The sequence below is a fragment of the Pseudomonas sp. NC02 genome (assembly GCF_002874965.1).
Lineage (GTDB): Bacteria > Pseudomonadota > Gammaproteobacteria > Pseudomonadales > Pseudomonadaceae > Aquipseudomonas.
In genome coordinates this window covers 6,122,249-6,149,061 of sequence record NZ_CP025624.1, presented here as the reverse complement: position 1 = coordinate 6,149,061, position 26,813 = coordinate 6,122,249, and the positions used below count along the sequence as shown (strand labels likewise).

At 61.4% G+C, this 26,813-nt stretch carries 27 protein-coding genes; 11 read left to right on the top strand and 16 right to left on the bottom strand.

Annotated features, from left to right (window positions below):
* Positions 1-75 precede the first annotated feature (75 nt).
* From C0058_RS28915 to C0058_RS28900, 4 genes are all read right to left on the bottom strand, one after another.
* Complete coding sequence (locus C0058_RS28915) at positions 76-597, bottom strand: DUF3299 domain-containing protein (RefSeq protein WP_102369991.1); 522 nt, start codon at positions 595-597, stop codon at positions 76-78.
* An 11-nt stretch (positions 598-608) separates the two neighbouring features.
* A complete protein-coding gene (locus C0058_RS28910; protein ID WP_003210004.1) occupies positions 609-1,874 on the bottom strand; it encodes an ABC transporter permease in 1,266 nt (421 codons plus the stop codon).
* 1 nt (position 1,875) lies between these two features.
* Positions 1,876-2,586 carry an ABC transporter ATP-binding protein gene (locus C0058_RS28905; RefSeq protein ID WP_008436477.1) on the bottom strand — a complete coding sequence of 237 codons (711 nt, stop codon included), beginning with the start codon at positions 2,584-2,586 and terminating at the stop codon, positions 1,876-1,878.
* Positions 2,587-2,734: 148 nt separating this feature from the next.
* Positions 2,735-3,346 carry a DUF2796 domain-containing protein gene (locus C0058_RS28900; protein ID WP_102369990.1) on the bottom strand — a complete coding sequence of 204 codons (612 nt, stop codon included), beginning with the start codon at positions 3,344-3,346 and terminating at the stop codon, positions 2,735-2,737.
* Between the two features lie 135 nt (positions 3,347-3,481).
* On the opposite strand from C0058_RS28900, the gene C0058_RS28895 reads away from it, so the two are divergent.
* Positions 3,482-3,829: a hypothetical protein gene (locus tag C0058_RS28895; RefSeq protein ID WP_102369989.1), complete on the top strand. Its 348-nt coding sequence runs from the start codon at positions 3,482-3,484 to the stop codon at positions 3,827-3,829.
* 3 nt (positions 3,830-3,832) lie between these two features.
* On the opposite strand, the gene trxA is transcribed toward C0058_RS28895, so the two are convergent.
* The 4 genes from trxA to C0058_RS28875 all read right to left on the bottom strand — a co-directional run bounded on the left by trxA (position 3,833) and on the right by C0058_RS28875 (position 7,157).
* Positions 3,833-4,705 carry a thioredoxin gene (gene trxA / locus C0058_RS28890; protein WP_003209995.1) on the bottom strand — a complete coding sequence of 291 codons (873 nt, stop codon included), beginning with the start codon at positions 4,703-4,705 and terminating at the stop codon, positions 3,833-3,835.
* Positions 4,706-4,777: 72 nt separating this feature from the next.
* Positions 4,778-5,779, bottom strand: a complete 1,002-nt coding sequence (locus C0058_RS28885; protein ID WP_102369988.1) for an Abi family protein — start codon at positions 5,777-5,779, stop codon at positions 4,778-4,780.
* Between the two features lie 269 nt (positions 5,780-6,048).
* Positions 6,049-6,702, bottom strand: a complete 654-nt coding sequence (locus C0058_RS28880) for a methyltransferase (RefSeq protein WP_102369987.1) — start codon at positions 6,700-6,702, stop codon at positions 6,049-6,051.
* A complete protein-coding gene (locus C0058_RS28875) occupies positions 6,699-7,157 on the bottom strand; it encodes a YbaY family lipoprotein (RefSeq protein WP_003209991.1) in 459 nt (152 codons plus the stop codon). The genes C0058_RS28880 and C0058_RS28875 overlap by 4 nt, the downstream gene beginning before the upstream one ends.
* A gap of 139 nt (positions 7,158-7,296) precedes the next feature.
* On the opposite strand from C0058_RS28875, the gene nrdR reads away from it, so the two are divergent.
* The 10 genes from nrdR (at position 7,297) to C0058_RS28825 (ending at position 14,715) form a co-directional block, all read left to right on the top strand.
* Complete coding sequence (gene nrdR / locus C0058_RS28870; RefSeq protein ID WP_003209990.1) at positions 7,297-7,767, top strand: transcriptional regulator NrdR; 471 nt, start codon at positions 7,297-7,299, stop codon at positions 7,765-7,767.
* Positions 7,764-8,900 carry a bifunctional diaminohydroxyphosphoribosylaminopyrimidine deaminase/5-amino-6-(5-phosphoribosylamino)uracil reductase RibD gene (gene ribD, locus C0058_RS28865; RefSeq protein WP_003209989.1) on the top strand — a complete coding sequence of 379 codons (1,137 nt, stop codon included), beginning with the start codon at positions 7,764-7,766 and terminating at the stop codon, positions 8,898-8,900. The genes nrdR and ribD overlap by 4 nt, the downstream gene beginning before the upstream one ends.
* Positions 8,901-8,934: 34 nt before the next feature.
* Entirely contained in the window at positions 8,935-9,612 is a 678-nt protein-coding gene (locus C0058_RS28860) for a riboflavin synthase (RefSeq protein WP_003209988.1), read from the top strand.
* A 16-nt stretch (positions 9,613-9,628) separates the two neighbouring features.
* Positions 9,629-10,720 carry a bifunctional 3,4-dihydroxy-2-butanone-4-phosphate synthase/GTP cyclohydrolase II gene (gene ribBA, locus C0058_RS28855; protein WP_003209987.1) on the top strand — a complete coding sequence of 364 codons (1,092 nt, stop codon included), beginning with the start codon at positions 9,629-9,631 and terminating at the stop codon, positions 10,718-10,720.
* A gap of 90 nt (positions 10,721-10,810) precedes the next feature.
* Positions 10,811-11,287, top strand: coding sequence for a 6,7-dimethyl-8-ribityllumazine synthase (gene ribE, locus C0058_RS28850; protein WP_003209986.1), 477 nt, complete (start codon positions 10,811-10,813; stop codon positions 11,285-11,287).
* The gene (gene nusB / locus C0058_RS28845; RefSeq protein WP_003209985.1) at positions 11,284-11,784 is read left to right on the top strand and encodes a transcription antitermination factor NusB; all 501 of its coding nucleotides are present in this window, start codon (positions 11,284-11,286) and stop codon (positions 11,782-11,784) included. Before ribE ends, nusB begins: the two co-directional genes overlap by 4 nt.
* 18 nt (positions 11,785-11,802) lie before the next feature.
* A complete protein-coding gene (gene thiL / locus C0058_RS28840; RefSeq protein ID WP_008436495.1) occupies positions 11,803-12,756 on the top strand; it encodes a thiamine-phosphate kinase in 954 nt (317 codons plus the stop codon).
* A 128-nt stretch (positions 12,757-12,884) separates the two neighbouring features.
* Positions 12,885-13,502: a GTP cyclohydrolase II gene (ribA, locus tag C0058_RS28835; protein ID WP_003209983.1), complete on the top strand. Its 618-nt coding sequence runs from the start codon at positions 12,885-12,887 to the stop codon at positions 13,500-13,502.
* Positions 13,499-13,918 (top strand): nuclear FMR1 interacting 1 family protein, encoded by a 420-nt coding sequence (locus C0058_RS28830; protein ID WP_003209980.1) that lies wholly within the window; start codon positions 13,499-13,501, stop codon positions 13,916-13,918. Before ribA ends, C0058_RS28830 begins: the two co-directional genes overlap by 4 nt.
* Entirely contained in the window at positions 13,918-14,715 is a 798-nt protein-coding gene (locus C0058_RS28825; protein WP_087692352.1) for a cobalamin-binding protein, read from the top strand. Before C0058_RS28830 ends, C0058_RS28825 begins: the two co-directional genes overlap by 1 nt.
* Positions 14,716-14,822: 107 nt before the next feature.
* Here C0058_RS28825 and C0058_RS28820 read toward each other — a convergent pair whose 3' ends face one another.
* The 8 genes from C0058_RS28820 to C0058_RS28785 form a co-directional block, all read right to left on the bottom strand.
* A complete protein-coding gene (locus tag C0058_RS28820; RefSeq protein WP_102369986.1) occupies positions 14,823-16,718 on the bottom strand; it encodes a TonB-dependent receptor domain-containing protein in 1,896 nt (631 codons plus the stop codon).
* Between the two features lie 142 nt (positions 16,719-16,860).
* Positions 16,861-18,759, bottom strand: coding sequence for a 1-deoxy-D-xylulose-5-phosphate synthase (gene dxs / locus C0058_RS28815; RefSeq protein WP_102369985.1), 1,899 nt, complete (start codon positions 18,757-18,759; stop codon positions 16,861-16,863).
* Positions 18,760-18,869: 110 nt separating this feature from the next.
* The gene (gene ispA, locus C0058_RS28810) at positions 18,870-19,757 is read right to left on the bottom strand and encodes a (2E,6E)-farnesyl diphosphate synthase (RefSeq protein WP_003209966.1); all 888 of its coding nucleotides are present in this window, start codon (positions 19,755-19,757) and stop codon (positions 18,870-18,872) included.
* On the bottom strand, positions 19,754-19,996 hold the full coding sequence (locus C0058_RS28805; protein ID WP_003209964.1) for an exodeoxyribonuclease VII small subunit: 243 nt from the start codon (positions 19,994-19,996) through the stop codon (positions 19,754-19,756). Before C0058_RS28805 ends, ispA begins: the two co-directional genes overlap by 4 nt.
* Positions 19,997-20,084: 88 nt before the next feature.
* Complete coding sequence (locus tag C0058_RS28800) at positions 20,085-21,224, bottom strand: Fic family protein (protein WP_102369984.1); 1,140 nt, start codon at positions 21,222-21,224, stop codon at positions 20,085-20,087.
* An 89-nt stretch (positions 21,225-21,313) separates the two neighbouring features.
* On the bottom strand, positions 21,314-21,649 hold the full coding sequence (locus tag C0058_RS28795; RefSeq protein ID WP_256579637.1) for a FecR domain-containing protein: 336 nt from the start codon (positions 21,647-21,649) through the stop codon (positions 21,314-21,316).
* 156 nt (positions 21,650-21,805) lie between these two features.
* Complete coding sequence (locus C0058_RS28790) at positions 21,806-22,195, bottom strand: hypothetical protein (protein WP_102369983.1); 390 nt, start codon at positions 22,193-22,195, stop codon at positions 21,806-21,808.
* Positions 22,192-26,799, bottom strand: coding sequence for an RHS repeat-associated core domain-containing protein (locus C0058_RS28785; RefSeq protein ID WP_102369982.1), 4,608 nt, complete (start codon positions 26,797-26,799; stop codon positions 22,192-22,194). Before C0058_RS28785 ends, C0058_RS28790 begins: the two co-directional genes overlap by 4 nt.
* Positions 26,800-26,813 lie beyond the last annotated feature (14 nt).

Below are 26,813 nucleotides of genomic sequence, written 5' to 3'. Positions count from 1 at the left end.
TAATTGCTTGTGTCCAATGGTAAAGATCGTAACGTTCGAGCTTTTGACTCAGCTCAATGAAAGCGCAATCACGGGTTATTCCTGCAACTCGTACACATAGATCTTGTCGGCATCCATCTGGTAGCCGGCATCGGCCAGTTCACTGCTGGACGGTTTGACCTGCATCTGGCCTTCGATCCAGTACGGCTGATACAACTCGTCGAGCTTCACGCCGACTTCGCTTTTGACATGCACGATCTGGTTCGACGGCGGTGGCGGCACGTGAATGCAGGCGCCGAAATACGGCACCAGCAGGAACTCCGTGGTGCGGCCTTCCTCGCTGACTTCCAGCGGCACGATATAACCCGGCAGGCGGATGTGCTTGCCGTCCAGGCTTTGTACGACCGGCGCGTTGGGCAGGTCCTGCTTGGCGGCCGGCGCTGACTCCACCGACAACGCATCGGCCATGCCCGACAAGTCGTGCAGCGGTTTCATGTTGGGGATTTCCGGCGGCGCGTCCGGCGGGATCATCTCCTGCCACGACAGGTCCTTGGGCTGGTCTTCAGCCCACACGGGCAGGGCCACCAGCAGTAACAGTGCGAGCACGGCGCGACGCATCAACAGCTTCCTCATAAACGTATCGACAGGCCGTCGGCCAACGATTGCCGGTAGGCGCGCCAGGCCGGCACGCTGCCCATCAGCAGGGCTGCGACGAGAATACCGCCCAACAAAGTCCATTCATATTCGCTCGGCAACGACAGCGGCAGGTCCAGGCCGTAATTGGCCTGCAAATACCCGCGCGACGCGGCGATGCACACATACAGCAGCCCGACGCCGGCGATCACGCCCGACAATGCCAGGGCGAAAGCTTCGAAGATCAGCAAGGTCGCAATGTGCCAGGGCCGCGCGCCCACCGAACGCAGGATTGCCATTTCCCGGCGGCGCTCGTTGAGGCTGGTGAGGATCGCGGTGAGCATGCCGATCAAGCCGGTCAGCACCACGAACAGCGAGATCACGAACAGCGCTTTTTCAGCCGTGCCCATCATGCTCCACAGCTCTTGCAGCGCCACGCCCGGCAGGATCGCCAGCATCGGCTCGCCACGGAACTCGTTGATCTCCCGTTGCAGGGCGAAGGTGGAAATCTTGTTGTTCAAACCGAGCATGAACGCGGTGATGGCTTGTGGCGTCAGGTCCATGTTGCGGGCCTGATCGGCGCTGATCCGACCTTTGCCCTGGGCCGGTACGCCGTTGTGCCAGTCGATGTGAATCGCTTCCATGCCGCCGAGGCTGATATGCAGTGTGCGGTCCACCGGAGTGCCGGTGCGCTTGAGAATGCCGACCACGGTGAACGGCTTGTCATCGTGCTTGACCAGGCTGACCACCGCCACGCCGTGGGCCAGCACCAGCTTGTCGCCGAGCTTGTAATGCAGCGCGTCGGCCACTTCGGCGCCGAGCACCACTTCGAATGGATCGGTGGCGAAGGCGCGACCGCTGGCCAGTTCCAGGTTCTGCCGGCGGCCGTATTGGTAGTGTTCGAAATAGGATTCGTTGGTGCCCATCACGCGGTAGCCACGGTGGGAGTCGCCGAGGGAAATCGGGATCGCCCATTTCACCTGCGGGTTGGCCGCGAAGTGCTCGTAGCTGTCCCAGCGAATGTTGTTGGTGGCGTTGCCGATGCGGAACACTGAATACAGCAGCAAATTCACCGAGCCGGAACGCGCGCCGACGATCAGGTCGGTGCCGCTGATGGTGCTGGCGAAGCTGGCGCGGGCTTCGGTGCGTACCCGTTCCACCGCCAGCAACAGGCACACCGACAGGGCGATGGCGAAGGCGGTGAGTATCGCGGTAAAGCGGCGGTTAGCCAGGCTGGCCATGGCTAGTCGAAACAAATACATCTCAAACCTCTGCGGGCGTGGCGGCGCGATTGAGTTCGGCCAGCGACAGGTTGCGGTCGAACAGCGGCGCCAGGCTCTGGTCATGGCTGACGAACAACAGGCTGGCGCCTGCTTCGCGGCATTCGGCGAACAGCAACTGAATGAAGGCTTCCCGGGCGTCGTAGTCCAGGGCCGAGGTCGGCTCGTCGGCGATCACCAGCTCCGGCTGGCCGATCAGCGCACGGGCAGCGGCCACCCGTTGTTGCTGGCCGATGGACAGGGAGTCGGCGCGGCGCTCCAGCAGGCTCTTGTCCTTCAGGCCCAGGTGGGCGAGCAAGGTCGCGGCAGCCTGGTCGACGCTGCCGTGACGCTGGATTGCCCGCTGCGCCCGTAACGTTGAAAAGTGGCAGGGCAACTCGACGTTCTCGCGCACCGAGAGAAACGGCAACAGGTTGAACTGCTGGAAGATGTAGCCGGTGTGGTCGACCCGGAAACGGTCGCGGGCGCCGGCCGAGAGTTCGGTCAGCTCCTGGCCCAGCAGGCGAATGCTGCCGCGGCTGGGCTTTTGCACACCGCCCAACAGGCCCAGCAGGGTGGTCTTGCCACTGCCGCTGGGGCCCTTGAGGAACAGGGTTTCCCCCGGCTCCAGGCGGAACGTGGGGATGTCCAGCAACTGTGGGTGACCGGGCCAATTGAAGCCCAGGTCAGACAGTTCGATAAGTGCTTGGGTCATAGGGAGGTCAGTGGTCTGGCTCGATTTGGATGATGACACCGATCAACGGTAGGAGCTGGCTTGCCTGCGATGGCATCACCGCGGTGTTTCTGGAGCACCGCGGCGTCTGCATCGCAGGCAAGCCAGCTCCTACAGTGTGGTGTTTACATCAGAATTTCAGGGTGGCTGCTGTGGCCGTCGCTTCCACACCCTGCTGGCCGCTCGGGCCAATGAGTTGTACCTGAATTTTCTGGGTGGCGGGGAAGGTCTTGAACACCTGGGTCAGGTCGAGGTTGCTCAGCGCGGTCGGCGTGGCGCAGGTGAACTGGTAGTGAGCGTGGATTTCGCTGTGGTCGTGGTGATGTTCGTGGGCGGCGGCGCCTTTGCCATCGGTGGCGTGGTCGTCATCGTCTTCATCGTGGTCGGCTTCAGGCTTGTCGCCGAACAGCGGGCTGTTCAGTTCCTGGGTGCTGATCACGCAACCGGCGGCCTTGGGCAGGCTGAACAGCACCAAGGGTTGCTCCAGTTGCTTACGGGCGGCGGCGACCTTGGCTTTATCGGCAGGGGTGGTGGCGAGATGTTCGAAGCCCACCAGGTTCATCGCCGGGCTGTCCAGTTCCAGCTCCAGGGCCTGGCCGTCGAGCACCGCGTTGAGGCGACCCACGCCGTGTTCGTGGGCACCGAGGCTGCCGTGCTCGTGATCATGGTCGTGCTCGTCGGCAGCCTGGGCGATGGCCAGTGGCAACAGGGCAAACGGCAAAGCGAGCAGCAAACGGCGCATGGTGGAGCTCCCGGACAAAGATGAAAGTTTTGTTATGTGATCTTATAACAATTTTGCGAGGAGTTTGACCGCCTGCTTGGCGTAGCGCAAGACGCGTGGGAGCATGCTCGTCAGAAAAGTGCGGGAGTAAGTGCGATGTTGAGAATTCGTGGAACCGTCGGTGACCTGCCGGTGGACTTGACCCTGGAGCTGGATGACGGCGACTGGGCCCGGCTGGGCGCGCAGTTGCAGGCCAGCAAACCGCCGAGTGCCGAGCCCGTGGTGGCGCCGGCCGCGGGTAACCTGGACGAGAGCCTGTGGCAGGCCGCCCAGGATTTGCTGCGCAAGGCCGGGCAACTCAACGGCCTGGAATTGCTTGATCAGCTGGAAGGCCTGGCCGGCAGCGCCTCGGCGGGCAAGCGCCTGCTGGTGCGCCTGCGCCATAGCGCCAAGGTCAAGGTAGCCAGCGGCGGGGATACGCCGCTGTACAGCTGGATCGAGTAAGGCTTAATACAGCGCGGCGAACAGCTTGCGGCGGTACACGGTGACCAGCGGGTGATCGTTGCCGAGCAGTTCGAACACCTGCAACAGCGTCTTGTGGGGCAGGCCCTCGCTGTAGCTGCGGTTGCGGATGAACAGCTTGAGTAAGCCATCCAGCGCGGCGTCGTATTGCTGGCGCGCCAGTTGTTGCACGGCCAGTTGATACACCGCCTCGTCATCCTGCGGGTTTTGCGCCAGGCGGGCTTTCAGGTCTGCGGCGTCCGGCAGGTCGGCGGCCTGGCGCAGGAAAGTGATCTGCGCCTTGGCGCCGGCCAGTGCGGCCTTGTGATCATCGCTCTTGACGGCGTCGAGCACGGTTTGCGCTTCGCCCAGTTCACCGCGCTCGGCCAGGCAGCGTGCGTACAGGATCAGCGCGGCGGCGTTGGTGTTGTCTTCGCCAAGCAGGGTGACCAGCACGGCCTCGGCGTCGGTGATACGGCCTTCGGCAAACAGCGCCTGGGCCTGCTCCAGTGGATCGGCAGCCGCCGGTGGTGGCATCTGCACATGGGGCTCCAGCATCGCGCGCACGGCGGATTCAGGCTGCGCACCGGCAAACCCATCCACTGGCTGGCCATCCTTGAACAGCACCACGGTCGGCAGGCTGCGAATGCCAAAGCGCGAGACCACGTCCGGCTCGGCATCGCAATCGACCTTGGCCAGCAGCAACTCACCCTGATAACTCTCGGCAATCTGCGCGAGCATCGGCATCAACGCCTTGCACGGCGCGCACCACTCGGCCCAGAAATCCACCAGCACGGGTTTTTCGAAGGAGTTCTGGATCACCGCCTGATCGAAGGTGGCGGTGGTGGCATCGAAGATGTACGGCGTGGGCTCACTCATGGGGAATCTCGAAGAAAGCAGGAATGGGGCAACTATAAAGACTGGAGGAGGCGACCGGAAGCTATGCCGCGATTAAGCGCGTACAGGATGCCAGAAAGGGTCCTGGTACCAGTCTTGAGGAAAACCCATCGCTTTGAGGCTGACATCGGGAAATTCCTCAGTCAGTTGACGCAGGCGCCGGTCCCACTGAGCGTGTGGACACACTTTATGCATTAGGTGATTAAGGATGCAGAGTGCTGCGAACATACGGGCATGAGTGCCCGGATGAATAAGGTGCCTGGGCCACGGAAAGTTGGCTTTTTTGGGCAGTTCTGGGCGAATGCCCAATTCTCGATTCCACATTCGCGCATGGTGTGCGCAGATGTTACGAATAGTGGTCAAGGTGTGCAGCCAGGACTGCATCAAAGGGGCGGGGAGTTCCAGGCGTCTGGCGATAGCCTTCTTGTCTGAATCCCTGGCCAAGCCTTTGTAGAGATGGGACAGGTCGCCGAGTGTGAGTTCTTCCAGCATTGCCCAGCCGGGCATGAGTGGTGGTTGGTCGTAGGTGGTGGGGTAGTGTCGGGCGTAACTCTCTTTTGCTCTCTGGCGTTTGAGATGCGCTTTGCGACCGCTTTCGGCTTGCAACCGATCTATTCGCAGGCATTCGCGCTCATAGTCTCGGATAGCGGCACATTGCTTGGACTGCAATGTTGCGAGTAGGCGTTGGTGGTCAAATGCCTGTTGAAACATTCCGATATCGGTATACCAATGGCTGCCATAGTTGGGCCCCATATGGTTACTGATCATCGAGCGGGTCGCTATTTCCACGCGTTCAATGGCATCCATGCTCAACAATCGAAGCCTGCGGTCAAAGTCGTAGAGTCGAGTTAACTGACGAAAACCTGTGCCATCGCGAAATCGATGATCGACATCCCCCGATTGCTGAAAAGGGCGCATGTAGGGGCTCAATCGGAAAAAACTGACGGACTGCAAGAAACACTGCGCACGGGCTTCATCTTGAATGAGCAAGCCACGTTGTTTGAGCAGTTCTATCTGGGAGGGAACATCAATGGCAGGTTTGTCGAACGTTCTCATGCCCAAAAAACGCCAGGCATAAAAAACCCGCACAATTTGTGCTTAGTCACTTGCGCGACCAGAGGCATGGCGGGTGTATTGCGGCAAAGATTAGGCAGTAGCGGTAACGTTTGCAAGCTTTTTGAGCAAGAGGCGACGGATGCAAATCGGGGGGTTGGCATACCGTTTGGTCGTCCAGGTAGCGTGCGAGAGGCGGCCATTTTCCACGCTACGCTGAAGACTGTCTTAGCCCATCTGTTACTGGAGATTTGCGGGTTTGATAGGCGCGACTATCGCCGCGAATGGTACAGGCTCACCTTGCGAAACTCCCACGGCTCGGCCAGGTCGGGCAGTGTCAGGGCGTCGAGGATACCCAGGCGCTGATACTCCGGGTGCTGGAAGTCCCGAACCCGGGAATCGGCGACCAGCGCTTCGCGGCCGCGTGTCAGGAATTGATCCAGCAGCGGCAGGTTCGCCCGGTCGTACAGCACATCGGCGACCAGGATCAGGTCAAACCGGTCGGCTTCGGTGAAGAAGTCTTCTGAATAGCCCAGTGTTACGCCGTTGAGTTCGGCATTCGCCCGGCAGGCAGCCAGGGCCAGCGGATCCAGGTCGCACGCCACCACTTCCAGCGCTCCGGCCTTTACCGCGGCAATCCCGGCAACACCCGAACCTGCGCCGAAATCCAGCACCCGCTTACCCGCGACCCACTCGGGGTTGGCCGCCAGGTATCGCGCCAGCGCCAGGCCACTGGCCCAGCAAAAGCTCCAGTACGGCGGCTCATGCAGGATGCGCCGGGTTTCTTCGGGGCTGAAGGCGCGGTCCATGTTGTCGGCGTCCAGTAACCACAGCGACAACTCGGTGCCCGGCAGCGGGCAGGGCACCAGTTTGGCGTCGCCGATCAGTTCGCTCAGTGCGCGTTGCAGGCCCAGCGGTGGCGTCATGGTGCGGGAACGAGTTGCAGCGGCCCGGTGGTCTGGGTGATCGCCTGGGTGATGCGCACCGGCGGCAGGTGCAGGATCAACTGGCCGGACTGGCTGGCGCGACCACGCAATTCAACGCGCCCGCCCGCCGGGAACGCTTGCGGGTTGAAGCGCAGGCGGAAGGCCAGGGGCTTGTTGTTGCCGATCAGCACGCTGCTGGCCAGCAGTTGTTGCGGGCGCGAACGGTCGTCGATCACCAGCAGCGCCAGTTCGACTTCGGCACCCGCCGGTATACCGTTCAATTGGCCGCTGACTTCACGCTGGTAGGCGGGCAACGGGCCAAGATCTTCTTCCACGCCCGGCAGTTTTTTCTCTTGTTGCGGTGCCGGAGCCGGCGCCGCAGGTTTTGGGGCATGGCTGCTGCAGGCGACCAGAAAACCGAGCAACGTGAGCAAAACAAGTGGTCGTAACTGCATGTACGGCTCCAGAAAGGACAAAATCCGTGGCTTAAAAAATATGAAACATAATAGTCAGCCTATATACCGTAAAGGCTATGGCTTGTCTTGCCACAGGGATGCGCTACCATGGCCCTCCCATTTTTTGTTGCCTGCCACCATGCACTGTCCCTTCTGCGGTGCCAACGACACCAAGGTCATTGACTCGCGTCTGGTCGCCGAGGGCGAACAGGTGCGTCGCCGGCGTGAATGCCTGGCCTCTGGCTGCGGTGAACGTTTCACCACCTTCGAAACCGCCGAACTGGTATTGCCACGTCTGATCAAGACCGACGGCAGTCGCCAGCCTTTCGACGAAGAAAAACTGCGCGCCGGAATGCAGCGCGCCCTGGAAAAACGCCCGGTGAGTGTCGAGCGGCTGGAAGCGGCACTGGTGCATATCAAGCACAAGCTGCGCGCCACCGGCGAGCGCGAAGTCAAATCCCTGGTGGTTGGAGAACTGGTGATGGGCGAGCTGCAAAAGCTCGACGAAGTCGCCTATATCCGTTTCGCCTCGGTGTATCGACGCTTCCAGGACCTCAACGAGTTCCGCGAAGAGATCGACCGCCTGGCCCGTGAGCCGGTAAAAGAATGAACCCACCTTCGGCAGAACAAGCGGTACTCGACGCCCATTACATGGCCCGTGCCCTGGAATTGGCGCGCAAGGGCCTGTACACCACCCACCCCAACCCCCGGGTTGGCTGCGTGATCGTGCGTGACGGGCAGGTTGTCGGCGAAGGCTGGCACGTGCGCACCGGCGAACCCCATGCGGAAGTCCATGCCCTGCGGGCAGCGGGCGACAAAGCCCGGGGCGCCACGGCCTACGTGACCCTTGAACCGTGCAGCCACCACGGGCACACACCGCCCTGCGCCGATGCCTTGGTGAATGCCGGCCTGGCCCGTGTGGTTGCGGCAATGCAGGACCCGAACCCGGAAGTCGCCGGGCGTGGCATGCGCCGCCTGGCCCAGGCCGGGATCGAGACCCACAGCGGCTTGCTGGAAAACGAAGCGCGGGCGCTTAACCCGGGCTTTCTCAAGCGCATGGAGCATGGCCTGCCGTTTGTGCGGGTCAAGTTGGCCATGAGCCTGGACGGTCGCACCGCGATGGCCAACGGCGAAAGCCAATGGATCACCGGCCCGGCCGCCCGTGCCGCTGTGCAGCGCCTGCGTGCCCAGGCCAGTGTGGTGCTGACCGGCGCCGACACGGTGCTGGCCGATGGTGCTCGCCTGACCGTGCGCGCCGCCGAACTGGGCCTGGATGAAGAAACCACCGCCCTGGCGATGTCCCGTCCGCCGCTGCGTGTGCTGATCGACGGCCGCCTGCGGGTGCCGCTGAATGCGCCGTTCTTCAAGGCTGGCCCCGCGCTGGTCATCACCTGCGTGACGCCGGACAACCAGTACCCCACAGGCCCCGAGTGCCTGGTGGTGCCGGGTGTCGACGGCCAGGTCGACCTGCGTTCCGCGCTGGTGGCCCTGGCGGCCCGTGGTGTCAACGAAGTGTTGGTGGAAGCCGGCCCAAGCCTGGCGGGTGCCTTCGCCCAGCAAGGGCTGGTGGACGAGTACGTGATATTCGTCGCCGGCAAGTTTCTTGGCTCTGCCGCCCGGCCTTTGCTGGACTGGCCGCTTGAGAAACTGGCCGACGCCCCCCAACTCAAGATCACTGAAATGCGCGCTGTTGGCGATGACTGGAGAGTCACTGCCATCCCTCTGCCATCAGCGAGCGTATAATTCCCGGCCTGCGCCACGTCTTCAGGAGAACGGCATGTTCACCGGCATTATCGAATCCATCGGCAGCATCCGTGCAATGACCCCAAAAGGCGGCGATGTACGCCTGCTGGTTGAAACCGGCAAGCTCGACCTGAGCGACGTCAAACTGGGCGACAGCATCGCCGTCAGCGGTGTGTGCCTGACCGTCATCGAGTTGCCTGGCAACGGCTTTGCCGCCGATGTCAGCCGGGAAACCCTGGACTGCACCGCGATGAACGACCTCAAGAGCGGCAGCCCGGTGAACCTGGAAAAAGCCCTGACGCCGACCACCCGCCTCGGTGGGCACCTGGTCAGCGGCCACGTCGACGGGGTCGGCGAAGTGGTTGCCCGCAGCGAAAACGCGCGTGCCGTGGAATTTCGCATTCGCGCACCGAAAGAGCTGGCCAAGTACATCGCCCACAAAGGCTCGATCACCGTCGACGGCACCAGCCTGACCGTGAACGCCGTGAATGGCGCCGAATTTGAACTGACCATCATTCCCCACACCCTGAGCGAAACCATCATGGCGTCGTACCAGCCGGGTCGCCGGGTGAACCTGGAAGTGGACTTGCTTGCCCGTTACCTGGAGCGCCTGTTGTTGGGCGATAAGGCCGCAGAGTCTGACTCTCTTCAAGGGCCCGCCGGGAACATCACTGAAAGTTTTTTAGCCGCTAACGGCTACCTTAAATCCTGACCCAAGGGGGTGCCGCGTGGCGCTCAACAGCATCGAAGAACTGGTTGAAGACATCCGCCAAGGCAAGATGGTCATCCTCATGGATGACGAAGACCGCGAGAACGAAGGCGACCTGATCATGGCCGCCGAGTGCTGCCAGCCGGAACACATCAACTTCATGGCCAAGCACGCCCGTGGCCTGATCTGCATGCCGATGAGCCGCGAGCGCTGCGAGCTGCTGAAGCTGCCGTTGATGGCGCCGCGCAATGGTTCCGGGTTTGGCACCAAGTTCACCGTGTCCATCGAAGCCACCACCGGTGTCACCACTGGCATCTCCGCTGCTGACCGCGCCCGCACCGTACAAGCCGCTGCCGCGAAAGACGCCAAGGCCGAAGACATCGTCAGCCCGGGCCACATCTTCCCGCTGATGGCCCAGCCGGGTGGCACCCTGGCTCGCGCCGGCCACACCGAAGCGGCCTGCGACCTGGCGCGCATGGCCGGTTTCGAGCCGAGCGGTGTGATCTGCGAAGTGATGAACGACGACGGCACCATGTCCCGTCGCGCCGAGCTGGAAGAATTTGCCGCGCTGCACAACATCAAGATCGGCACCATTGCCGACCTGATCCACTACCGGATGATCCACGAACGTACCGTTCAGCGGATTGCCGAGCAGCCGCTGGACAGCGAACTGGGCCAGTTCAACCTGGTGACCTATCGCGATTCCGTGGAAGGCGACGTGCACATGGCCCTGACCCTGGGCACCATCTGCGCTGAAGAGCCGACCCTGGTGCGGGTGCACAACATGGACCCGCTGCGCGACCTGCTGATGGTCAAGCAGCCGGGGCGCTGGAGCCTGCGGGCCGCGATGTCCGCGGTGTCCGAGGCCGGCAGCGGTGTTGTATTGCTGCTGGGCCATCCGCTGGATGGCGACGTGCTGCTGGCGCATATCCGCGAAACCGCCGACCACGCGCCGGTGAAAAAACCGACCACCTACAGCATCGTCGGGGCCGGTTCGCAGATCCTGCGGGACCTGGGCGTGCGCAAAATGCGCCTGATGAGTGCGCCAATGAAATTTAATGCCATATCCGGTTTCGACCTGGAAGTAGTAGAATACGTGCCCTCCGAATAAAGGCCGGCGTTGTTTGCCCCTTGTTCGCGGTTCAAATATCACTGAGGGGCGCGCACTAAGCGCGTCCCGGCTCTTTAAGAGATTTGTCGAATGACCCTGAAGACCATCGAAGGTACCTTCATCGCCCCCAAAGGCCGCTATGCCCTGGTGGTTGGCCGCTTCAACAGCTTCGTGGTTGAAAGCCTGGTAAGCGGTGCCGTGGATGCCCTGGTTCGCCACGGTGTGAGCGAAAGCGACATCACTATCATCCGCGCTCCTGGCGCCTTCGAAATTCCACTGGTTGCGCAGAAAGTTGCACAGCAGGGTGAATACGCGGCGATCATCGCCCTGGGCGCGGTCATTCGTGGCGGCACTCCGCACTTCGAATACGTGGCTGGCGAATGCACCAAGGGCCTGGCCCAGGTGTCCATGGAGTTCGGCGTGCCGGTCGCCTTTGGCGTGCTGACCGTTGATTCCATCGAACAAGCCATCGAGCGTTCCGGCACCAAGGCCGGCAACAAAGGTGCTGAAGCTGCCCTGTCCGCCCTGGAAATGGTCAGCCTGCTGGCGCAGTTGGAGGCCAAGTGATTAGCGACGACAGCGATCAGTTCAACCCCCAGGACCCGCGCCCGGCAGACGCCGGCAAGCCATCGAAAAGCGAAAAGCGTCGTTCGGCCCGCCAGCTCGCGACCCAGGCTTTGTACCAGCGCCACATGGCGAAAACCTCGCTGAACGAAATCGAGGCGCAGTTTCGCGTCGACAACGATTTCAGCGCGGCCGATGCCAGCTACTTCCACGACATCCTGCACGGTGTTCCGGCCAACCTGGCGGAGATCGACGCTGCACTGACGCCGTGCCTGGACCTGGCGATCGAAGAGCTGGACCCGGTTGAACTGGCCGTACTGCGCCTGTCCACCTGGGAACTGCTCAAGCGCGTCGACGTGCCTTACCGCGTTGTGATCAACGAAGGGATCGAACTGGCGAAAGTCTACGGTTCCACCGACGGTCACAAGTTCGTCAACGGCGTGCTCGACAAGCTGGCCCCGCGCCTGCGTGAAGCCGAAGTGAAGGCGTACAAGCGCTAACTGGCGCTTGCTGACGCAATGGGCGAGTTTGAGCTGATCCGCAACTACTTCGCCGCCGCGCCCTGTGCGCAGGGCGGCGAAGGCATTGCACTGGGGATTGGCGACGACTGCGCCTTGCTGGCTGTTCCTCCCGGGGAACAGCTGGCGATTTCTACCGATACCCTGGTGGCCGGCGTCCATTTTGCCGACCCCTGCGATCCGTTTCTGCTCGGCCAGCGCTCGCTGGCCGTGGCAGTCAGCGACCTGGCGGCCATGGGCGCCAATCCCCTCGCGTTTACCCTTGCCCTGACTACCCCGACGGTTGATGCCGATTGGCTGCAACGCTATGCCCAGGGCTTGAACGCCATGGCGCAGGTTTGTGGCGTGGTTCTGGTAGGTGGCGACACCACCCGTGGGCCGCTGAGCCTGACCATGACCGTGTTTGGCCGGGTGCCGGCGGGCCAGGCCTTGACCCGCAGCGGCGCGCGTCCCGGCGACTTGCTGTGTGTGGGCGGTGAGCTGGGTAACGCAGCGGGCGCCTTGCCGCTGGTCCTGGGGCAGCGCACGGCGGAGGCGGCTATCGCCGAGCCGCTGCTGGCCCATTACTGGTCGCCGCAACCGCAGTTGGCGCTGGGCTTGGCGTTGCGGGGCAAGGCCACGTCTGCCATGGATATTTCCGACGGCCTTTTGGCTGATTGCGGGCATATCGCCAAGGCGTCGGCTGTCAGCTTGTTGATCGAGCAGCAAAAACTGCCATTGTCCGCCGCCTTGCTGGCGTTCGTCGGTGAAGCGGATGCCCGGGTGGCCGCGTTGAGCGGGGGGGACGACTACGTACTGGCGTTCACCTTGCCGCCCGCCGAACTGGCGCCGCTGTTGGCCGCCGGTGTGCCGGTCCATGTAATCGGCCGGGTCGAGGCGGGGCAGGGCGTTACCCTGCTGGATGCGTCTGGCCAGGACGTCACGCCGGCCATTCGTGGCTATCAACATTTCTGAAAGGCATAGAACCAAGCTGAAGGCCAATCGAACCTATTGATCTTTATCAGCGATAATTCAGCTTAAGCGTCTGTAGGAACCTACTGTTACAATCCCTCCCCTGTGAAATCTGAAATCAGGAGCACAAGGTGCCCGTCGTTTTCGTCGCCGCTTCCAAGCTGCCAACCCCTTTTGCCACGTTCACCATGAATGGCTTTCTTGAAGAAGCCACCGGGCGCGAACACGTTGTTCTCAGCCTCGGTGACGTGGCGGACGGTGCCCCGGTCCTCGGTCGCGTGCACTCCGAGTGCCTGACCGGCGATGCGCTATTCAGCCAGCGCTGTGACTGCGGCTCACAACTGGAAGCCGCCCTGCAGGCCATCGCCCGCGAAGGCCGTGGCGTGTTGCTGTACCTGCGTCAGGAAGGCCGTGGCATTGGCCTGCTGAACAAGATCCGCGCCTATGAGTTGCAAGATGGCGGCGCCGACACTGTGGAAGCCAACGAGCGCCTCGGTTTTGCCGCTGACCAGCGCGACTATGGGATCTGCCTGCCGATGCTCCAGCACCTGGGCGTCAAATCCCTGCGCCTGATGACCAACAACCCGCGCAAGGTCAAAGCCTTGACCGACATGGGCATCACCGTCGCCGAGCGCGTGCCGCTGCACACCGGCCACAACCCGCACAACAAGCTCTACCTGGCCACCAAGGCCAGCAAGCTCGACCACATGATGGGCAACGAGCACCAGGGCGAGGCCGACCGGGCGTGACGCGCGGCCAGGTCAAGCGGCGACTGTCGTTTAACTGGTGGCAATACCTGGCGTTGGCGTTGGTGCCGTTGTTTGTGATCAACCTGGTGTTTGGCAAGGCCGAGCCCTTGCTGCCCGTGCTGGCGATGCCGTTTTTTATCGCCGGCGTAGCCTCGATGTTTGTCAGCCTGCGTTACTTTCACGGCTATAAACACGCGCTGATCGCCACCGGCAAAGCCCTCGATACCCCTGAAGAGCCGGCTGCCTGGATCACCCTCGCGGCCCGCCGTCGTGTGGCGTTGCTGGTGGCTGCACTGCCGGCCTGGGTCGGCGCGCTGGCAGTGTTTGTCGGGCTGGAAGCGGTGCCGCTGTTTCTGTTGGCACTGTCGACCCTGGTGCTGTTCTACCTCTACCGCATCCCGCGCCAGTTGGGTTGATGCGCGTCTGGCTGGCGGTGTGGCTGCTGGTTGTCGCGGCCCAGGCTGCGGCGGTCGAGCGGGTGGTCAGCCTTGCGCCTTCCTTGTCTGAAATCGTCGTTGAACTGGGCGCCGCCGATTTGCTGGTGGGCGTGCTGGATGGCGGCGAGCGGCCACAGGCGTTGGCGAACGTGCCGTCTGTGGGCAACTACGGGCAGTTGGACATGGAGCGGCTGCTCAGCCTCAAGCCCGACCTGATCCTGCTTTGGCCCGGCAGCGTCGGCCCGGGCCAGCGTGAACAGCTGCAACGCCTGAACATCCCGGTATTTGTCGCCGAACCCCACAGCCTCGAACAACTCACCTCACAGGTCGAAACCATTGCCCGGCAACTCGGGCGGGATGACGCCGGCCGGCAATTGGCAGCGCAGTTGCGTCAGCGCTTGGCCGAGTTGCGCTCACGCTATCACCGGGCCGAGCCGTTGCGGGTGTTTTATCAGGTGTGGAACCAGCCGCTGTACACCGTGGGTGGCGGGCAGATCATCAGCGATGCGCTGAGTGTGTGCGGCGCGCGCAATGTGTTCGATGACCTGAAATTACCGGCACCGCAGGTCAGCATTGAGTCGGTGTTGCAGCGTAATCCCGAGGTGATTCTGGCGGGCGATCAAGCGCAGCTGGATGCCTGGAAAGCCTGGCCCCAGGTGGCGGCGGTGGCTGGCGGGCGTTTGCTGGTGGTGCCTGACAAGGGCCTGGAACGGCCCAGCGGGCAGATGCTGCAGGCGGTGGCGCGGTTGTGTCAGGTTCTTGCTCCGGGGCTGTGAGACCGCTATCGCAGGCACGCCAGCTCCCACATTTGACCGAGTCGTCTGGATAAGCACGGTCCCCTGTGGGAGCCGGGCTTGCCCGCGATGAGGCCGGTGCAGACGACTTAGAGTTCCGGCGTCCAGGTCACCCCGAACATCAGTGCCCGGCCTTCTTCCCGATAGCCATATTGCTGGCCTTGATACTGATACAGCGCCCGGCTGTAGTCCTTGTTCAGCAGGTTATCGAGCTTCATTTCCAGCGTGACTTCATGGTTCACCGCCCAACTGCCCCGTAGCCCCAGCAAGCCATACCCGCCCAGGCGTTGCTGGTTCGCCGCATCGTCGTAGCTGCTGCTCACCGCTTGCCAGCTGGCGCCGACGCCGAACCGGTCGAATTGGCGATCCAGGTCCAGGCTCAGGGTGCGCCGGGCTCGACGCGCCAGTGTGCGCCCGGTGTCGCGGTCGCGTGGGTCGATCAATGCAACGGCGAGGCTGCTTTGCCAGCCGAACAGTTCTTGCTTGAGCGCCGCCTCGAAGCCGTTGATGCGTGCGGCGCTGACGTTTTGCGGGCCGTTGCTGGCAAACACGATCGCATCCTGAATATCGGTGCGGTACAGCGAGGCTTCCAGTCGGCTGCTGTCGCTGAGCTGGCTGCGCCATTGCACTTCGTAGCTTTTCGATGTCTCGGGCTTGAGGTTCGGGTTACTGTTTTTGAAGCCGAATTCGTCCGGGTAGTAGAGGTCGTTGAACGTAGGCGCGCGGAAGCCTTCGCTGTAGCTCAGCAACAGATCATTGTCCGGGTTCAGCGGCAGGGTGAAGGTGCCGCTCCAACTGTTGTGGCCGCCGAACTGCTGGTTATCGTCGCGACGCAGGCCCAGTTCGGTGGAAAAGGACTGGGCTTGAAAACGGTGCTGGATAAACGCCGCTCGATTCCAGCGACTGTCTTCGGCGAACGCTGTGCTGCTGTTGACCTGGTCCTCGTACCAGTCGCCGCCCAGGATCAGGCTGTTCTGCTCATTGAGGGTCAGGTCGTTCTGCCAGTTCAGTGAGTTGCGGTAAGTGTTGAACACGCTGCGTTCGGTGCTGAGCTTGTCCCGGGTTTCTTCGCGGTTTTCGCTGTGGCCCGCTTCCAGCCGGGACTTCCACGTGTCATTGATACGCGCGTCAACATAGGTGCTGACACTGCTCACGGTGAAGTGGGTGTAGGGCTTTTGCTGGAAGCTTTGGAAGGTGGTCGAATCGAAGCGACCGAACGGGTTGTCGAATTCGCTTTTGCCGCGGTTATCCAGCACGTTCACACCCGCTTCGAGGTCATCGTTGAAGGCATGGCTCAGGCTGAAACTGATGGCCTGGTTGCGATAGGCGTCATGGTCACGGTCGCTGGGATAGGAGTCGTACGTGCGATTGATTCCGGCCGTGTCATCCAGGCTGGCGCCGAGGTTGAAGCGGGTTTGCGCATCGCCGCCGGACAAGCCCAGGCTGCGTTCCCACGTCTGGTTGCTGCCAAATCCCACATGCAGGCGGGGTTGCAGGCCGGACTCGTTACCACGCCGGGTGAAAATCTGGATCACCCCGCCAATCGCATCGCTGCCGTAGATCACCGAGCGCGAACCACGCAGGACTTCCACGCGTTCGATCTGCTGGATGTTCAGGTGCTGCAGGTTGCTGTCGCCGGAAGTCGAGTTGCCGATGCGCTGGCCGTCGACCAGCACCAGGCTCTGGGCCGACTTGGTGCCACGAATGTAGACGCTTGCCAGACTGCCACGGCCACCGGCCTGTGAAACCTGCACCCCGGGCACGCGGCTGAGCAAGTCGGTCACGCTGGTGGGTTGCAGGCGGTCGATGTCGTCGCGGGTGAAGACGGTGTTGGCGGCGCTGCTGTCGTTGCGCGCCTGGACCTGGCGGTTGGCGCTGATCACCACGTCGGGCAGCTTGAGGGCTTGGTCGCGTTCGAAACTGTCGGCGAGCAGGTCGGTGGCGGGCAGTAACAGAAGGGGCAGGGCGAGGCGAAGGCGGTTCATGGGCTGTCCGTAGCATTTGAAGTTGGCATAAAACAAATGTGGGAGCGGGCTTGCTCGCGAAGGCGCAGTGTCAGTCAATGCATCTGTCGACTGACTCAGCGCCTTCGCGAGCAAGCCCGCTCCCACATTTTTAATCGCGTTTCTACAGGCCCAGCAGGGCCATGCGCTGACGAACCGAAGCTTCAATCCCGGATTCATCCAGCCCGCACTCAGCCAGCATCTGCGCCGGCTTGGCATGCTCGACATACACATCCGGCAGGCCCAGGTGCAGCACCGACTTGAGGATATTCTCCCGCGCCAGGAACTCACTGACTGCCGCACCGGCGCCGCCCATGATGGCGTTTTCTTCGAGGGTCACCAGCAGCTCATGGCTGCCGGCGATCTCGCGCACCAAGGCCTCGTCCAGTGGCTTGACGAAACGCATGTCTACCACCGTGGCGTCGATCTTCTCGGCCACTTTCAAGGCTTCAGCCAATTGCACGCCGAACACCAGCAAGGCAACGCCGCTGCCCTGGCGGCGGACGATACCCTTGCCGATTTCGATAGGCTCAAGGTCCTTTTCGATCACCGCATTCGGACCATTCCCCCGCGGATAGCGCACAGCCGCCGGGCCGTTGTACAGGTGGCCGGTGCTGAGCATCTTGCGCAATTCGTTCTCGTCGCTCGGGGTCATCACCAGTATGCCGGGGATGCAGCGCAGGTACGAGAGGTCGAAGCTGCCGGCATGGGTCGGGCCGTCTTCGCCCACCAGGCCCGCACGGTCGATGGCGAACAGTACGTCGAGGTTCTGCACCGCGACGTCATGAATCAACTGGTCATAACCGCGTTGCAGGAACGTAGAGTAGATTGCTACCACCGGCTTGGCGCCTTCACAGGCCATGCCCGCGGCGAAGGTCACCGCGTGTTGCTCGGCGATGGCCACGTCGAAATAGCGCAGCGGGAAACGCTCGCTGAACGCCACCAGGTCGGAACCTTCCTTCATCGCCGGGGTGATGCCCACCAGGCGCGGGTCGGCGGCGGCCATGTCACACAGCCATTCGCCGAACACACCGGAATACTTTGGCCCGCTGGGCTTCTTCGGCGCGGCGGCCGGGGCGTTCAGCGGTTCCAGCTTGGTGATCGCGTGGTAACCAATCGGGTCGACTTCCGCCGGGGCGAAGCCTTTGCCTTTCTTGGTCACGATATGCAGGAACTGCGGGCCTTTAAGGTCACGCATGTTGCGCAGGGTGGCGATCAGGGTTGGCAGGTCATGGCCGTCGATCGGGCCGATGTAGTTCCAGCCCAGCTCTTCGAACAGGGTGCCGGGAACCAGCATCCCCTTGGCATATTCTTCGGTACGACGGGCAATTTCCCACGCGCCGGGCAGACGCGAGAGCACCTTCTTGCTGCCTTCACGCATGCTTGCATAAGTGCGGCTGGAGAGGATTTTTGCCAGGTAATTCGACAGGCCACCGACATTGCGCGAGATCGACATGTCGTTGTCGTTGAGGATCACCAGCATGTTGGCGTCCACTTCCGGTGCGTGGTTCAGCGCCTCGAAGGCCATGCCGGCGGTCAACGCGCCATCACCGATCACCGCAATCGCCTTGCGATCGCTGTTTTGCAGGCGGGCGGCAATCGCCATGCCCAACGCTGCACTGATAGAGGTGCTGGAGTGGCCGACGCCAAAGGTGTCGTACTCGCTCTCGGAGCGGCGCGGGAAGGCGGCGATGCCATCCTTCTGGCGCAGTGTGGCCATGCGCTCGCGGCGTCCGGTGAGAATCTTGTGCGGATAGGCCTGATGACCCACGTCCCACACCAGCCGGTCGTCCGGAGTGTCGAATACGTAATGCAGCGCAATGGTCAGCTCGATGACGCCCAGGCCGGCACCGAAATGCCCACCGGTCTGGCCGACCGTGTAGAGCAATTCCAGGCGCAACTCATCGGCCAGGGTTTCCAGCTCGGCTTCACCCAGGCGGCGCAGGCCGGCTGGCGTGTTGGCACGGTCCAGCAGGGGCGTGGCCGGGCGCTTGCGGGGAATCTCTTGAAACGTCGTGGGCATCAGGCGAATCGTTATAGGTATAGAAGAGGCGGCAGTTTACCTCAAGCATCGCAAACTGCCCACGCAGAGCGCCGAACTTGGCTGATATGCGGTGGAAAAGGCCGCTGTTGTCAGTGGCGACGTTCGACGATATACCGCGCCAGGTCACGCAGTGGCTCGGCAGCCGCGTCGAAAGGTCGCAGGGCATCCAGGGCCTGGTCCCGCAGCTCCAGGGCGTACGCCTTGGCGGCTTCCAGCCCGAGAAGCGAAGGATAAGTCGGCTTGTCCCGTGCGATATCAGCACCCTGGCGCTTGCCGAGGGTCGCGGTATCGCTTTCAACGTCGAGAATATCGTCCTGCACCTGGAACGCCAGGCCGATGGCCCGCGCGTAGGTTTGCAGCGCCGCCAGTTGCGCCGCTTCGGCACGGCCACTGGCCAGGGCGCCGAGGTGCACGGCGGCCTCGATCAGCGCGCCGGTCTTGTGGCGGTGCATGTATTCCAGGGCTTGTTGATCGAGCTTCAAACCGACCGAGCCCAGGTCAATCGCCTGGCCGCCGACCATGCCGGCAGGCCCTGCGGCCAGCGCCAGCGCGGTGACCATGCGCAGACGGATCTCGGCGTTGACGCTGCTCAGGCGCGGGTCCAGCAGGGCGCTGAACGCCAGGCTTTGCAGGCCGTCACCGGCGAGAATCGCGCAGGCTTCATCAAAGGCTTTATGGGTAGTGGGCTGGCCGCGACGCAGATCGTCGTCGTCCATCGCCGGCAAATCGTCGTGTACCAGGGAGTAAGCGTGGATCAACTCCACCGCACAGGCGGCGCCGTTGGCTTCCTCCGCCTGGGCGCCGAGGGCTTCACAGGCCGCATAGGCGAGCAACGGGCGAACGCGCTTGCCACCGTTCATCACGCTGTAGCGCATGGCCTCATACAGGCGGTTCAGCTCAGGGCTGGGCGCGACAAACAGCGGTTCCAGCGCAGCATTGACCCGGGCCTGGCTGCCGGCCTGATAAGCGTCGATCATTCAGGCTGTTCCGCATCGAAAGGTTCTTCGGCCAACTCCCCATCGCGTTCCAGCAACACCTGGACCTTCTGCTCCGCCTGCGCCAGGGCGCTCTGGCAGTCGCGGGTCAGGCCGATGCCTTGCTCGAATGCGGTCAGCGAGTCTTCCAGCGACAACTCGCCGTTCTCCATCCGCTCGACCAGGGTTTGCAGGTCGGCGAGGGATTGTTCGAAATCGAGTGCAACTTTTTTGCGGGCCATGGCGGCTATTCCGGTAGACGGTAAACCGGCGCGACACTAGCAGACATGGGGGATTGGGGCAAATGAGTGGGGGGATTTGCCTTGTAAATCAATCGCCTTGGGTGTTGATTTGATAGCGGGTGCTGCGGCCGCCGCCGGGTAGCCGAACCAGGCAGTTTTTTTCCAGAAGATCGGCCAGATGTCGGGTCGCCGTTGCCTTGGACACTTTGGCCACCGCCTGATATTGGGCCGCGCTGATCCCGTGCTCAAAGCCCTTCTCGCCGCCGTCGAGCAAGCGATTCAAGACTTTTGTCTGCTCGGCGCTGAGTGCGTGGTCTCGATGCCGTTGCCAGAAGCGAGTTTTACCCAGCACCCGGTCGATCCGCGCCATCGCCTGCTGCAGGCTACGAAGCAGGGTTTGCAGGAACCACTCTAGCCAATCGGTGACATCCAGCGTGGCTTTTTGACTGGTTTCCAGTGCACGGTAATAGCCTGCCCGGTCTTCAAGGATGCTTGCCGACATGGCGTAGAAGCGGATCGCCTGGTTCTCCGCCTGGGCAAGCGCGAGGTCAGTAATAGCCCGCGTCAGACGACCGTTGCCATCATCGAAGGGGTGCAGGGTGACGAACCAGAAATGCGCCAGGCCTGCGCGGAGCAATGGGTCAAGGGCCGCATGATTCCGGCTGGCTTCAAACCATTCGATGAAATCGTCCAGCGACTGCTCCAGTCCTTGGCGGGGTGGGGCCTCGAAATGCACAGTGGGTCGGTCCAGTCGTCCCGACACGACTTGCATGGGCTCATCCCCCCTTAGCGCGCCTACGTTCAAGCCGTGGGTGGAAAAGCGGGCCTCCTCGGCGGGAAACAACCACCGATGCCAGTTAAATAGACGGGTGAGGGTAAACGGTTGAGCAAACTGCTGCGTGGCGTCCAGCATCAAGTCAGCCAGACCCTCGCTGCGCCGGCTCACGGAGCCGTCTTGCAATAGCTCCAGGCCCAGGCGCCGGGCCAAAGAGGAACGTACCGAGCCCACATTCAACTGCTCACCCTCGATTGCCGAGGAGGTCAGAATGTTTTGCAGCAACGCATCCAGTTCATTCTCTGAACTCTGTGCCTGGCTGACCGAACCGAGCATGCCCAGCAACTTTCCTTGCGCCTGCGTGCACTCGCGCAACAACGCTGCAAGGCGCTCAGGTTGCCAGTGAAAGTGCGGCCAGTCGGGTTGTTGCCAGATCCAGTTCGGGTGATCCATGGAGGCATACTCGGTGTGTGAGCCGAATAGAAGGCTTATTCGGCTCATTTGGTGAGCCGATTGTGTGAGCTATTCGGCTCACTGTCCAGTCAGCTGCGCACGATCAGCACTCGACGGGTGAGGGCAGTGGTGCGCAGTTTCTGGCTGCTGATCAGCGCGTCTAAGGCACTGTCGACCTGATTCAGATTGAGTCTGGCGCTGATGGTGCGTTGCCCGACTTTATCGTCGAGCCAGATCACATGGCCGCCTTTGTCGTTATGCGCGACGGAAAACTCGGTGCCCAACGCCCTAATCCGAGTGCCGTCGGCTTGCACAATAAATGGTCGACTGTTGTGGCTGACGTGCAGATACACACGGCCTCTTCGCAGATTTACCCGGCGTTTATCGGAGGTGAGGTCGATATCGAGCGCGCTGCTGCTGTTCAGATGCAGTAGTCAGTTTGTTCTCTGGGTATGCGTCAACGTCCAGAAGCTTTAAGGCTTCTTGGGTAAAGGACACGGTTATCAGCTTCATTCAATAGGTTTGCTCTTGAAGTGAGTCACTCGTGGTATTCGATTTTTGCTGCTTACAGAGTTTTATTTCTATGCCCAGCTTATGCAGTCATGGTCATCCATATGGACTAAGAATGTTAGGTCTCGATCAGTTATCCAGAAAGGATAGCCAGTGGTTTCAGATAAAATAAGAGCAAGACTTTTGGCGCTGCCTATCTCCCACGCTCTGTGGGCTGAATCGAAAACAATTAAAATTAGTCGGTCACTATGAATCAGGTCTTGTATCTCTTTCCAGAAATTCGGGTTGTGTTGCTCGGTTTTTACATTGAGATAATTTGGGTCAAGCGTCTTTTGTTTAGTTCTGAAAAATCTCTCGATAAGAGATGTGATTAGTGAACTAATCTGGCTGGAGTTCAGCTTTCTGCCCTCTATGCCCAGAGTAATTAATACTTCATCGATTTCTTCTTCTAGATAATTCATTGAGGTGTACCGATTTTTGAACGGCTAACAGGAATCAGCTCAAGCAATATATGCCCTCTTTTGGCTCCACCACCGCTTCTTTTACCTGCGGTCTGGTAACCAACGTGTGGTGAGGCCGGACCTTTAGTCGATGGGACCAACGTTGGATCGTCGATGTTCACTTCTGCTCCTTTGTTTGCTCCTCTTAGTACTCGCCACTCCGTCGGCCATGATTTACCGTGTTGGTCTTTTCCCCATTTGGTCACGGTGTAATCGTCTCTTGATACGCCAGTTTTGTGAAAAGCCTCGTCCAGCGCTTTACGCATTTGCTGATAAGGACTTCCCTTTTCTGTTCTCCAGTCAAGATCTACATCGGAGTTAAATTCCCATGTTCCGCCAGCGGCCTGTGGGCAGTCTGTAGGTTTACATGCTAATCCCAACGGATCCACCCACCCGGTCGGGTTGGGCACGTATTGGTATCCGTTCAGCCCACCCGCCAGCTTCACGGGATCGGGCGTCAGGTAGCGGCCAATATCCGGATTGTAGTAGCGATGACGGTTGTAGTGCAGTCCGCTTTCCGGGTCGAAGTATTGGCCCTGGAAGCGCAGCGGGTTGGTGAGGGTGTTGACGTCGAGCTTCGCGATTTGGCCGTAGGCGCGGTAGTGCGCTGACCAGACAATTTCGCCGTCCGGCGCAGTGAGTTCCTGTGGCGTGCCGAGGTGGTCGAGTTGGTAGTGGAAGGGGTTTACGTCTTCCGGGCCGTAGCCTTTGAGCAGCGCTAACGGGCGAAAGCTGTTGGGTTCGTAGATATAGCTTTGGTGGTGATCAGCACTGTGTTCGGCGATCAGCGTGTCGCCTTGCCAGAAGAACTCGGTGGTCTGACCGTTGAGGGTTTTGGCGATACGCCGACCAAACGGGTCATAGCGATATGCGGCCTCGGTACCGTCCGGCTGGGTGATGCTGATCAGACGATGCTGGCAGTCGTAGCGGTATGCGGTAACCAAGCGCTGCGCCCGACCCCGGCGTTCGCGCAGGAGGTTGCCGAAAGCGTCGTAGTCGTAATGACGGTCGCCTTGCATCAACAGGCGATTGCCTTTGACGACGCTGGGCCCTACGCGGTCTTGCATCAGCAGGTTGCCCGCCGGGTCGTGGACGAAGCGTTCCTGCAGGTCGTGCGAGTGGTCGGCGCGGGTCAGGCGGTCGAGCGGGTCGTAGTGGTAGTCGTGCTGGCCTTTGCGAGTGTCGAGGATGCGGGTCAGGTTGCCGCGTTTGTCGTAGTCGTATTGGCGGCGCTGGTGGCGTTGTTCCTGTTGGGTGATCGCGTGGGCGTGCAGGCGGCCCTGGTCGTCGTAGTGGTAATGGCTGAGGAGTTGGCCTTGCTGGCGTTGGTGCTCGCGGCCGGATTTGAACAGGTGCGAGGTGAGCAGGTTGCCGTTGAGTTCGACGGTGGCGAGGTCGCCGCCTTTTTCGTGGTGGAAAGCGAGGCGGTTGTTGTCGGGCAGGCGCAGGTAGTTGAGTTGCCCACATTCGTCGTAGCGGTAGCGCAACGTGCCCCAGCCCTGGTGTTCGGCGGTGAGGCGGTTTTGCAGGTCGTATTCGTAATGCAGCGGCCAGTGGCCGTCGTCGACGCTGAGGAGATTGCCGAGGCGATCGTAGGTGTAATCAACCGTGCTGCAGTCGGGCAGGGTTTTTCTTACCAGGCGACCGGCGCTGTCCCGCTGATAACCAGTAACCAGACGACTGCCATCGTCGCCGTACTCGGTCTTTTCCAGCAGATGCCCGGTGAGGTCGTAGACATAGGCGGTGCGGCGACCATCAAACCCGGTTTCCTGCTGGATCAGGCCATTGGCGTGATAGTCGAGCCGATAGGTTTCCCCAGCCTCGTTTTCGATCTCGGTCAGTAATAGCCGGACATTGTCATAACGGTATTTAAGCTGCGTGCCGTCGGGATTAATCCGCCGGCTGATCAGATGCAGGCCGTCGGCATACTCGTAGCGCGTAACCCGACCCAGCTCGTCGCGTTCGGCAGTGATTTTGCCGTAAGGGTTGTAGCTGAATTCGCGTGTGGCGCCGCCCGGCTGAATCACTTTCAGCAAACGACCTACGGCGTCCCACTGATACTGGGTCAGCGCACCATGCTCATCCTCGCAAGCCACCTGCCGCCCCAGCTCGTTATAGCGATAACGCCGCACACCGCCATTCGCCAGTTTTTCCTCAATGAGCTGGCCGCGTTCGTTCCAGATAAAGCGTTGGCTGCTGTTATCCGGATACCAAACACCCGTGAGCTTTCCGTGTTGGGTGTAGGTGTATTCGGTGTAATTGCCGTCCGGATCAGTCTTGCGAGTGATATCGCCTTGATCGTTACGCTGGTATTTCCACACCGCGTCACCACGGCGCACAACCCGTACGAACCCGTTGTCATGCTCGTAGGACGTCGGCGTATCGTCCCCGGGAAACAGCGCAATCAACCGACCGGCTTCGTCGTACTGATAGGCCGTCACCGCCCCCAGCGGATTCTGCTCGACCGTCAGCCGGCCTTTTTCATCGTAGGATTTGAAGTGCTGCGCGCCGTCCGGATCAATCTGCTGCACCAACCGTGCGCGCTGGTCGTGGACATAGACTTCCTGGCTGCCATCGGCGTTGTGCACGGTGACCGTGCCGTTGTCGTCCCACACATACCGCGTGTCCATCTGCGAAAAACTGGCCCAGTGCCGGACACATCGCGCCGCCTTGCCGGACCGTTCCCACTCCCAGAAGAAACTCGCCCCACCGGCCAGTTCCCGTTCCAGGATCACCTGCTGATCGTCGTAGCGATAACGCTCGCTTTCGCCGACAGCGTTGGTCGCTTCAACCAATCGCGAAGCGTCGTCATACCTGTAGGAAACAATGGTCTGTTCGGTGACCCAGCCCGGCTCCCGCTGCACCTGATAGTCGACCGCAACGATGTGCCCCCGGTCATACCGCAGCAGCAATCCCTGGCCAACATGGTTATCGATCCGATGAATCCGCCCGGAATAGTCGCGGGAAATGCGCAGTTGGTTGTCATACGCATCGCTGATCGCCGTCAGCACACCGTCACGGAAGTGGTAGAAAAGCGACGCCTGAGCCAGCACCCATTCATCCGGCAAAGCACCCAGATAAATCGCCGCTTCCGCCAGGCTATTGGTGATCGCCGGCCGTGCAGCAGAGGGCAGGGGAAAGGTGGTGCTGCGGTTCTCGTGATCGGTCCACACCACCGATTCGCCGCTCACCACCAACCGTTGCGCCAGCGAATGGCTCCAGCCAAACCCCAACCCGCAATCCACTTCGACGGCACTGCTGCGATACAACCGCGTCCAGGCAAACGGCAGCACACCTTCCAACGAGCCATCCGTCAGGGTCAGCAGCTCCTCACCGGTAACCATCGATACCGGGCAGCCGTTTTTACAGGTATCTACTGCACAAGCCGAAGCATCCCCATTGGGGTTTTTCGCCGAAGCAGGCGCATCATCCACATGCGCTCCCTGTCGAACCGCCGTGTTCTGACGTGGCCCCCAGCGCATCTGCACGCCACCTTTTTTCAACCCCTCCACAGCGCCCCGAACCGCTACTGTCTTGTACCGTCCCACTGCCCCCATAAAGCTCTGAAGAACACTGAATATGCCCTTCACAAACCGAATGGCCGCCTCAACAATCCGAGCGCCATACCTGAGCGCACGCGAGCTCAAATAGGCGATACCCGCCGCCGGCAAAACAACCGTCAGCAAAGCCGCCACCAACAAATCGATCAGCAACGACACCACAAACCCGGCCACCGCCTCGGCGGTACTGCCGGCAACCTCGCTAGGCGGTAACGCCGACAGCCAAATCATCGCCGTGCGCAGCATCAGGTACAGCGCCGCCTCATCACTGGCCAGTAACATGGCCTGTTCCATCACCTTTGGCGCAGTGCGGGCCAGCTCCATCAGCTCGCTGGCTTTGGCTCCCAGGCTTTCAAACAGCTTTCCCGGATCCTTGAAGGTCTCCTGCACCTGCTTGATGGCGTCCCACACGCCAGTAACTGCTGCCCAACTTCCCGCCAGCACGCCAGTGCCAATCGCGCTTGAAGTGGACCTTTCCCAATGCGGTCTGAAACCGTCCCATTGTTTGCGAAGCCAGCTTTCCAGGTCAGCGGTCAAACCGTCGTAAGACGAAAGCAGCGCCTCGACCTGCTCCTGCGAAACCCCGCCCTGCACCCGCACCCGGTAGCGTTTGCCGGCCACACAGGGGTGAGAGCCTTTCCCCTGTTCATCGAGCATGACGACGGTAGAGCTGCCGTCATCCAGCCCAATCACCTCGACCGGGATACCTCCCAGCGGCACGTCATACACCGACTCGAACTTGCTCTCGATCTCCAGTACGCCACCGACCTCACAGCGCACCACCGTCGAGAAATTGTCATCGGTCATGCTCACCGATTTGCTCGAGTCTCCCACCCGAATGATTCGGTCCATTCCTAGCAACGACGGCAAATCCGCTGCATGGCTGACCTTATCCAGCGCTTGCGAATACCAGGCGCCCACCTGCTGGCGATACACCGCCAGGCTCTGATGAAAGCCATCCAGTTCGTGTTCGATGTGGGCAATGTGGGACGAAGAAGCAGTCATCCATGACGTCTCTG

Bases quoted from the DNA above. Each gene is read 5' to 3' on its own strand.
- trxA (WP_003209995.1), bottom strand. From the start codon at position 4,705: ATGAGTGAGCCCACGCCGTACATCTTCGATGCCACCACCGCCACCTTC.
- C0058_RS28895 (WP_102369989.1), top strand. From the start codon at position 3,482: ATGTTGAGAATTCGTGGAACCGTCGGTGACCTGCCGGTGGACTTGACC.
- C0058_RS28880 (WP_102369987.1), bottom strand. From the start codon at position 6,702: ATGACGCCACCGCTGGGCCTGCAACGCGCACTGAGCGAACTGATCGGC.
- C0058_RS28790 (WP_102369983.1), bottom strand. From the start codon at position 22,195: ATGAATTATCTAGAAGAAGAAATCGATGAAGTATTAATTACTCTGGGC.
- nrdR (WP_003209990.1), top strand. From the start codon at position 7,297: ATGCACTGTCCCTTCTGCGGTGCCAACGACACCAAGGTCATTGACTCG.
- thiL (WP_008436495.1), top strand. From the start codon at position 11,803: ATGGGCGAGTTTGAGCTGATCCGCAACTACTTCGCCGCCGCGCCCTGT.
- C0058_RS28875 (WP_003209991.1), bottom strand. From the start codon at position 7,157: ATGCAGTTACGACCACTTGTTTTGCTCACGTTGCTCGGTTTTCTGGTC.
- dxs (WP_102369985.1), bottom strand. From the start codon at position 18,759: ATGCCCACGACGTTTCAAGAGATTCCCCGCAAGCGCCCGGCCACGCCC.
- C0058_RS28910 (WP_003210004.1), bottom strand. From the start codon at position 1,874: ATGTATTTGTTTCGACTAGCCATGGCCAGCCTGGCTAACCGCCGCTTT.
- ispA (WP_003209966.1), bottom strand. From the start codon at position 19,757: ATGATCGACGCTTATCAGGCCGGCAGCCAGGCCCGGGTCAATGCTGCG.
- ribE (WP_003209986.1), top strand. From the start codon at position 10,811: ATGACCCTGAAGACCATCGAAGGTACCTTCATCGCCCCCAAAGGCCGC.
- C0058_RS28785 (WP_102369982.1), bottom strand. From the start codon at position 26,799: ATGACTGCTTCTTCGTCCCACATTGCCCACATCGAACACGAACTGGAT.
- ribD (WP_003209989.1), top strand. From the start codon at position 7,764: ATGAACCCACCTTCGGCAGAACAAGCGGTACTCGACGCCCATTACATG.
- C0058_RS28860 (WP_003209988.1), top strand. From the start codon at position 8,935: ATGTTCACCGGCATTATCGAATCCATCGGCAGCATCCGTGCAATGACC.
- C0058_RS28905 (WP_008436477.1), bottom strand. From the start codon at position 2,586: ATGACCCAAGCACTTATCGAACTGTCTGACCTGGGCTTCAATTGGCCC.
- C0058_RS28915 (WP_102369991.1), bottom strand. From the start codon at position 597: ATGCGTCGCGCCGTGCTCGCACTGTTACTGCTGGTGGCCCTGCCCGTG.
- C0058_RS28900 (WP_102369990.1), bottom strand. From the start codon at position 3,346: ATGCGCCGTTTGCTGCTCGCTTTGCCGTTTGCCCTGTTGCCACTGGCC.
- C0058_RS28885 (WP_102369988.1), bottom strand. From the start codon at position 5,779: ATGAGAACGTTCGACAAACCTGCCATTGATGTTCCCTCCCAGATAGAA.
- C0058_RS28800 (WP_102369984.1), bottom strand. From the start codon at position 21,224: ATGGATCACCCGAACTGGATCTGGCAACAACCCGACTGGCCGCACTTT.
- C0058_RS28820 (WP_102369986.1), bottom strand. From the start codon at position 16,718: ATGAACCGCCTTCGCCTCGCCCTGCCCCTTCTGTTACTGCCCGCCACC.
- C0058_RS28825 (WP_087692352.1), top strand. From the start codon at position 13,918: ATGCGCGTCTGGCTGGCGGTGTGGCTGCTGGTTGTCGCGGCCCAGGCT.
- C0058_RS28805 (WP_003209964.1), bottom strand. From the start codon at position 19,996: ATGGCCCGCAAAAAAGTTGCACTCGATTTCGAACAATCCCTCGCCGAC.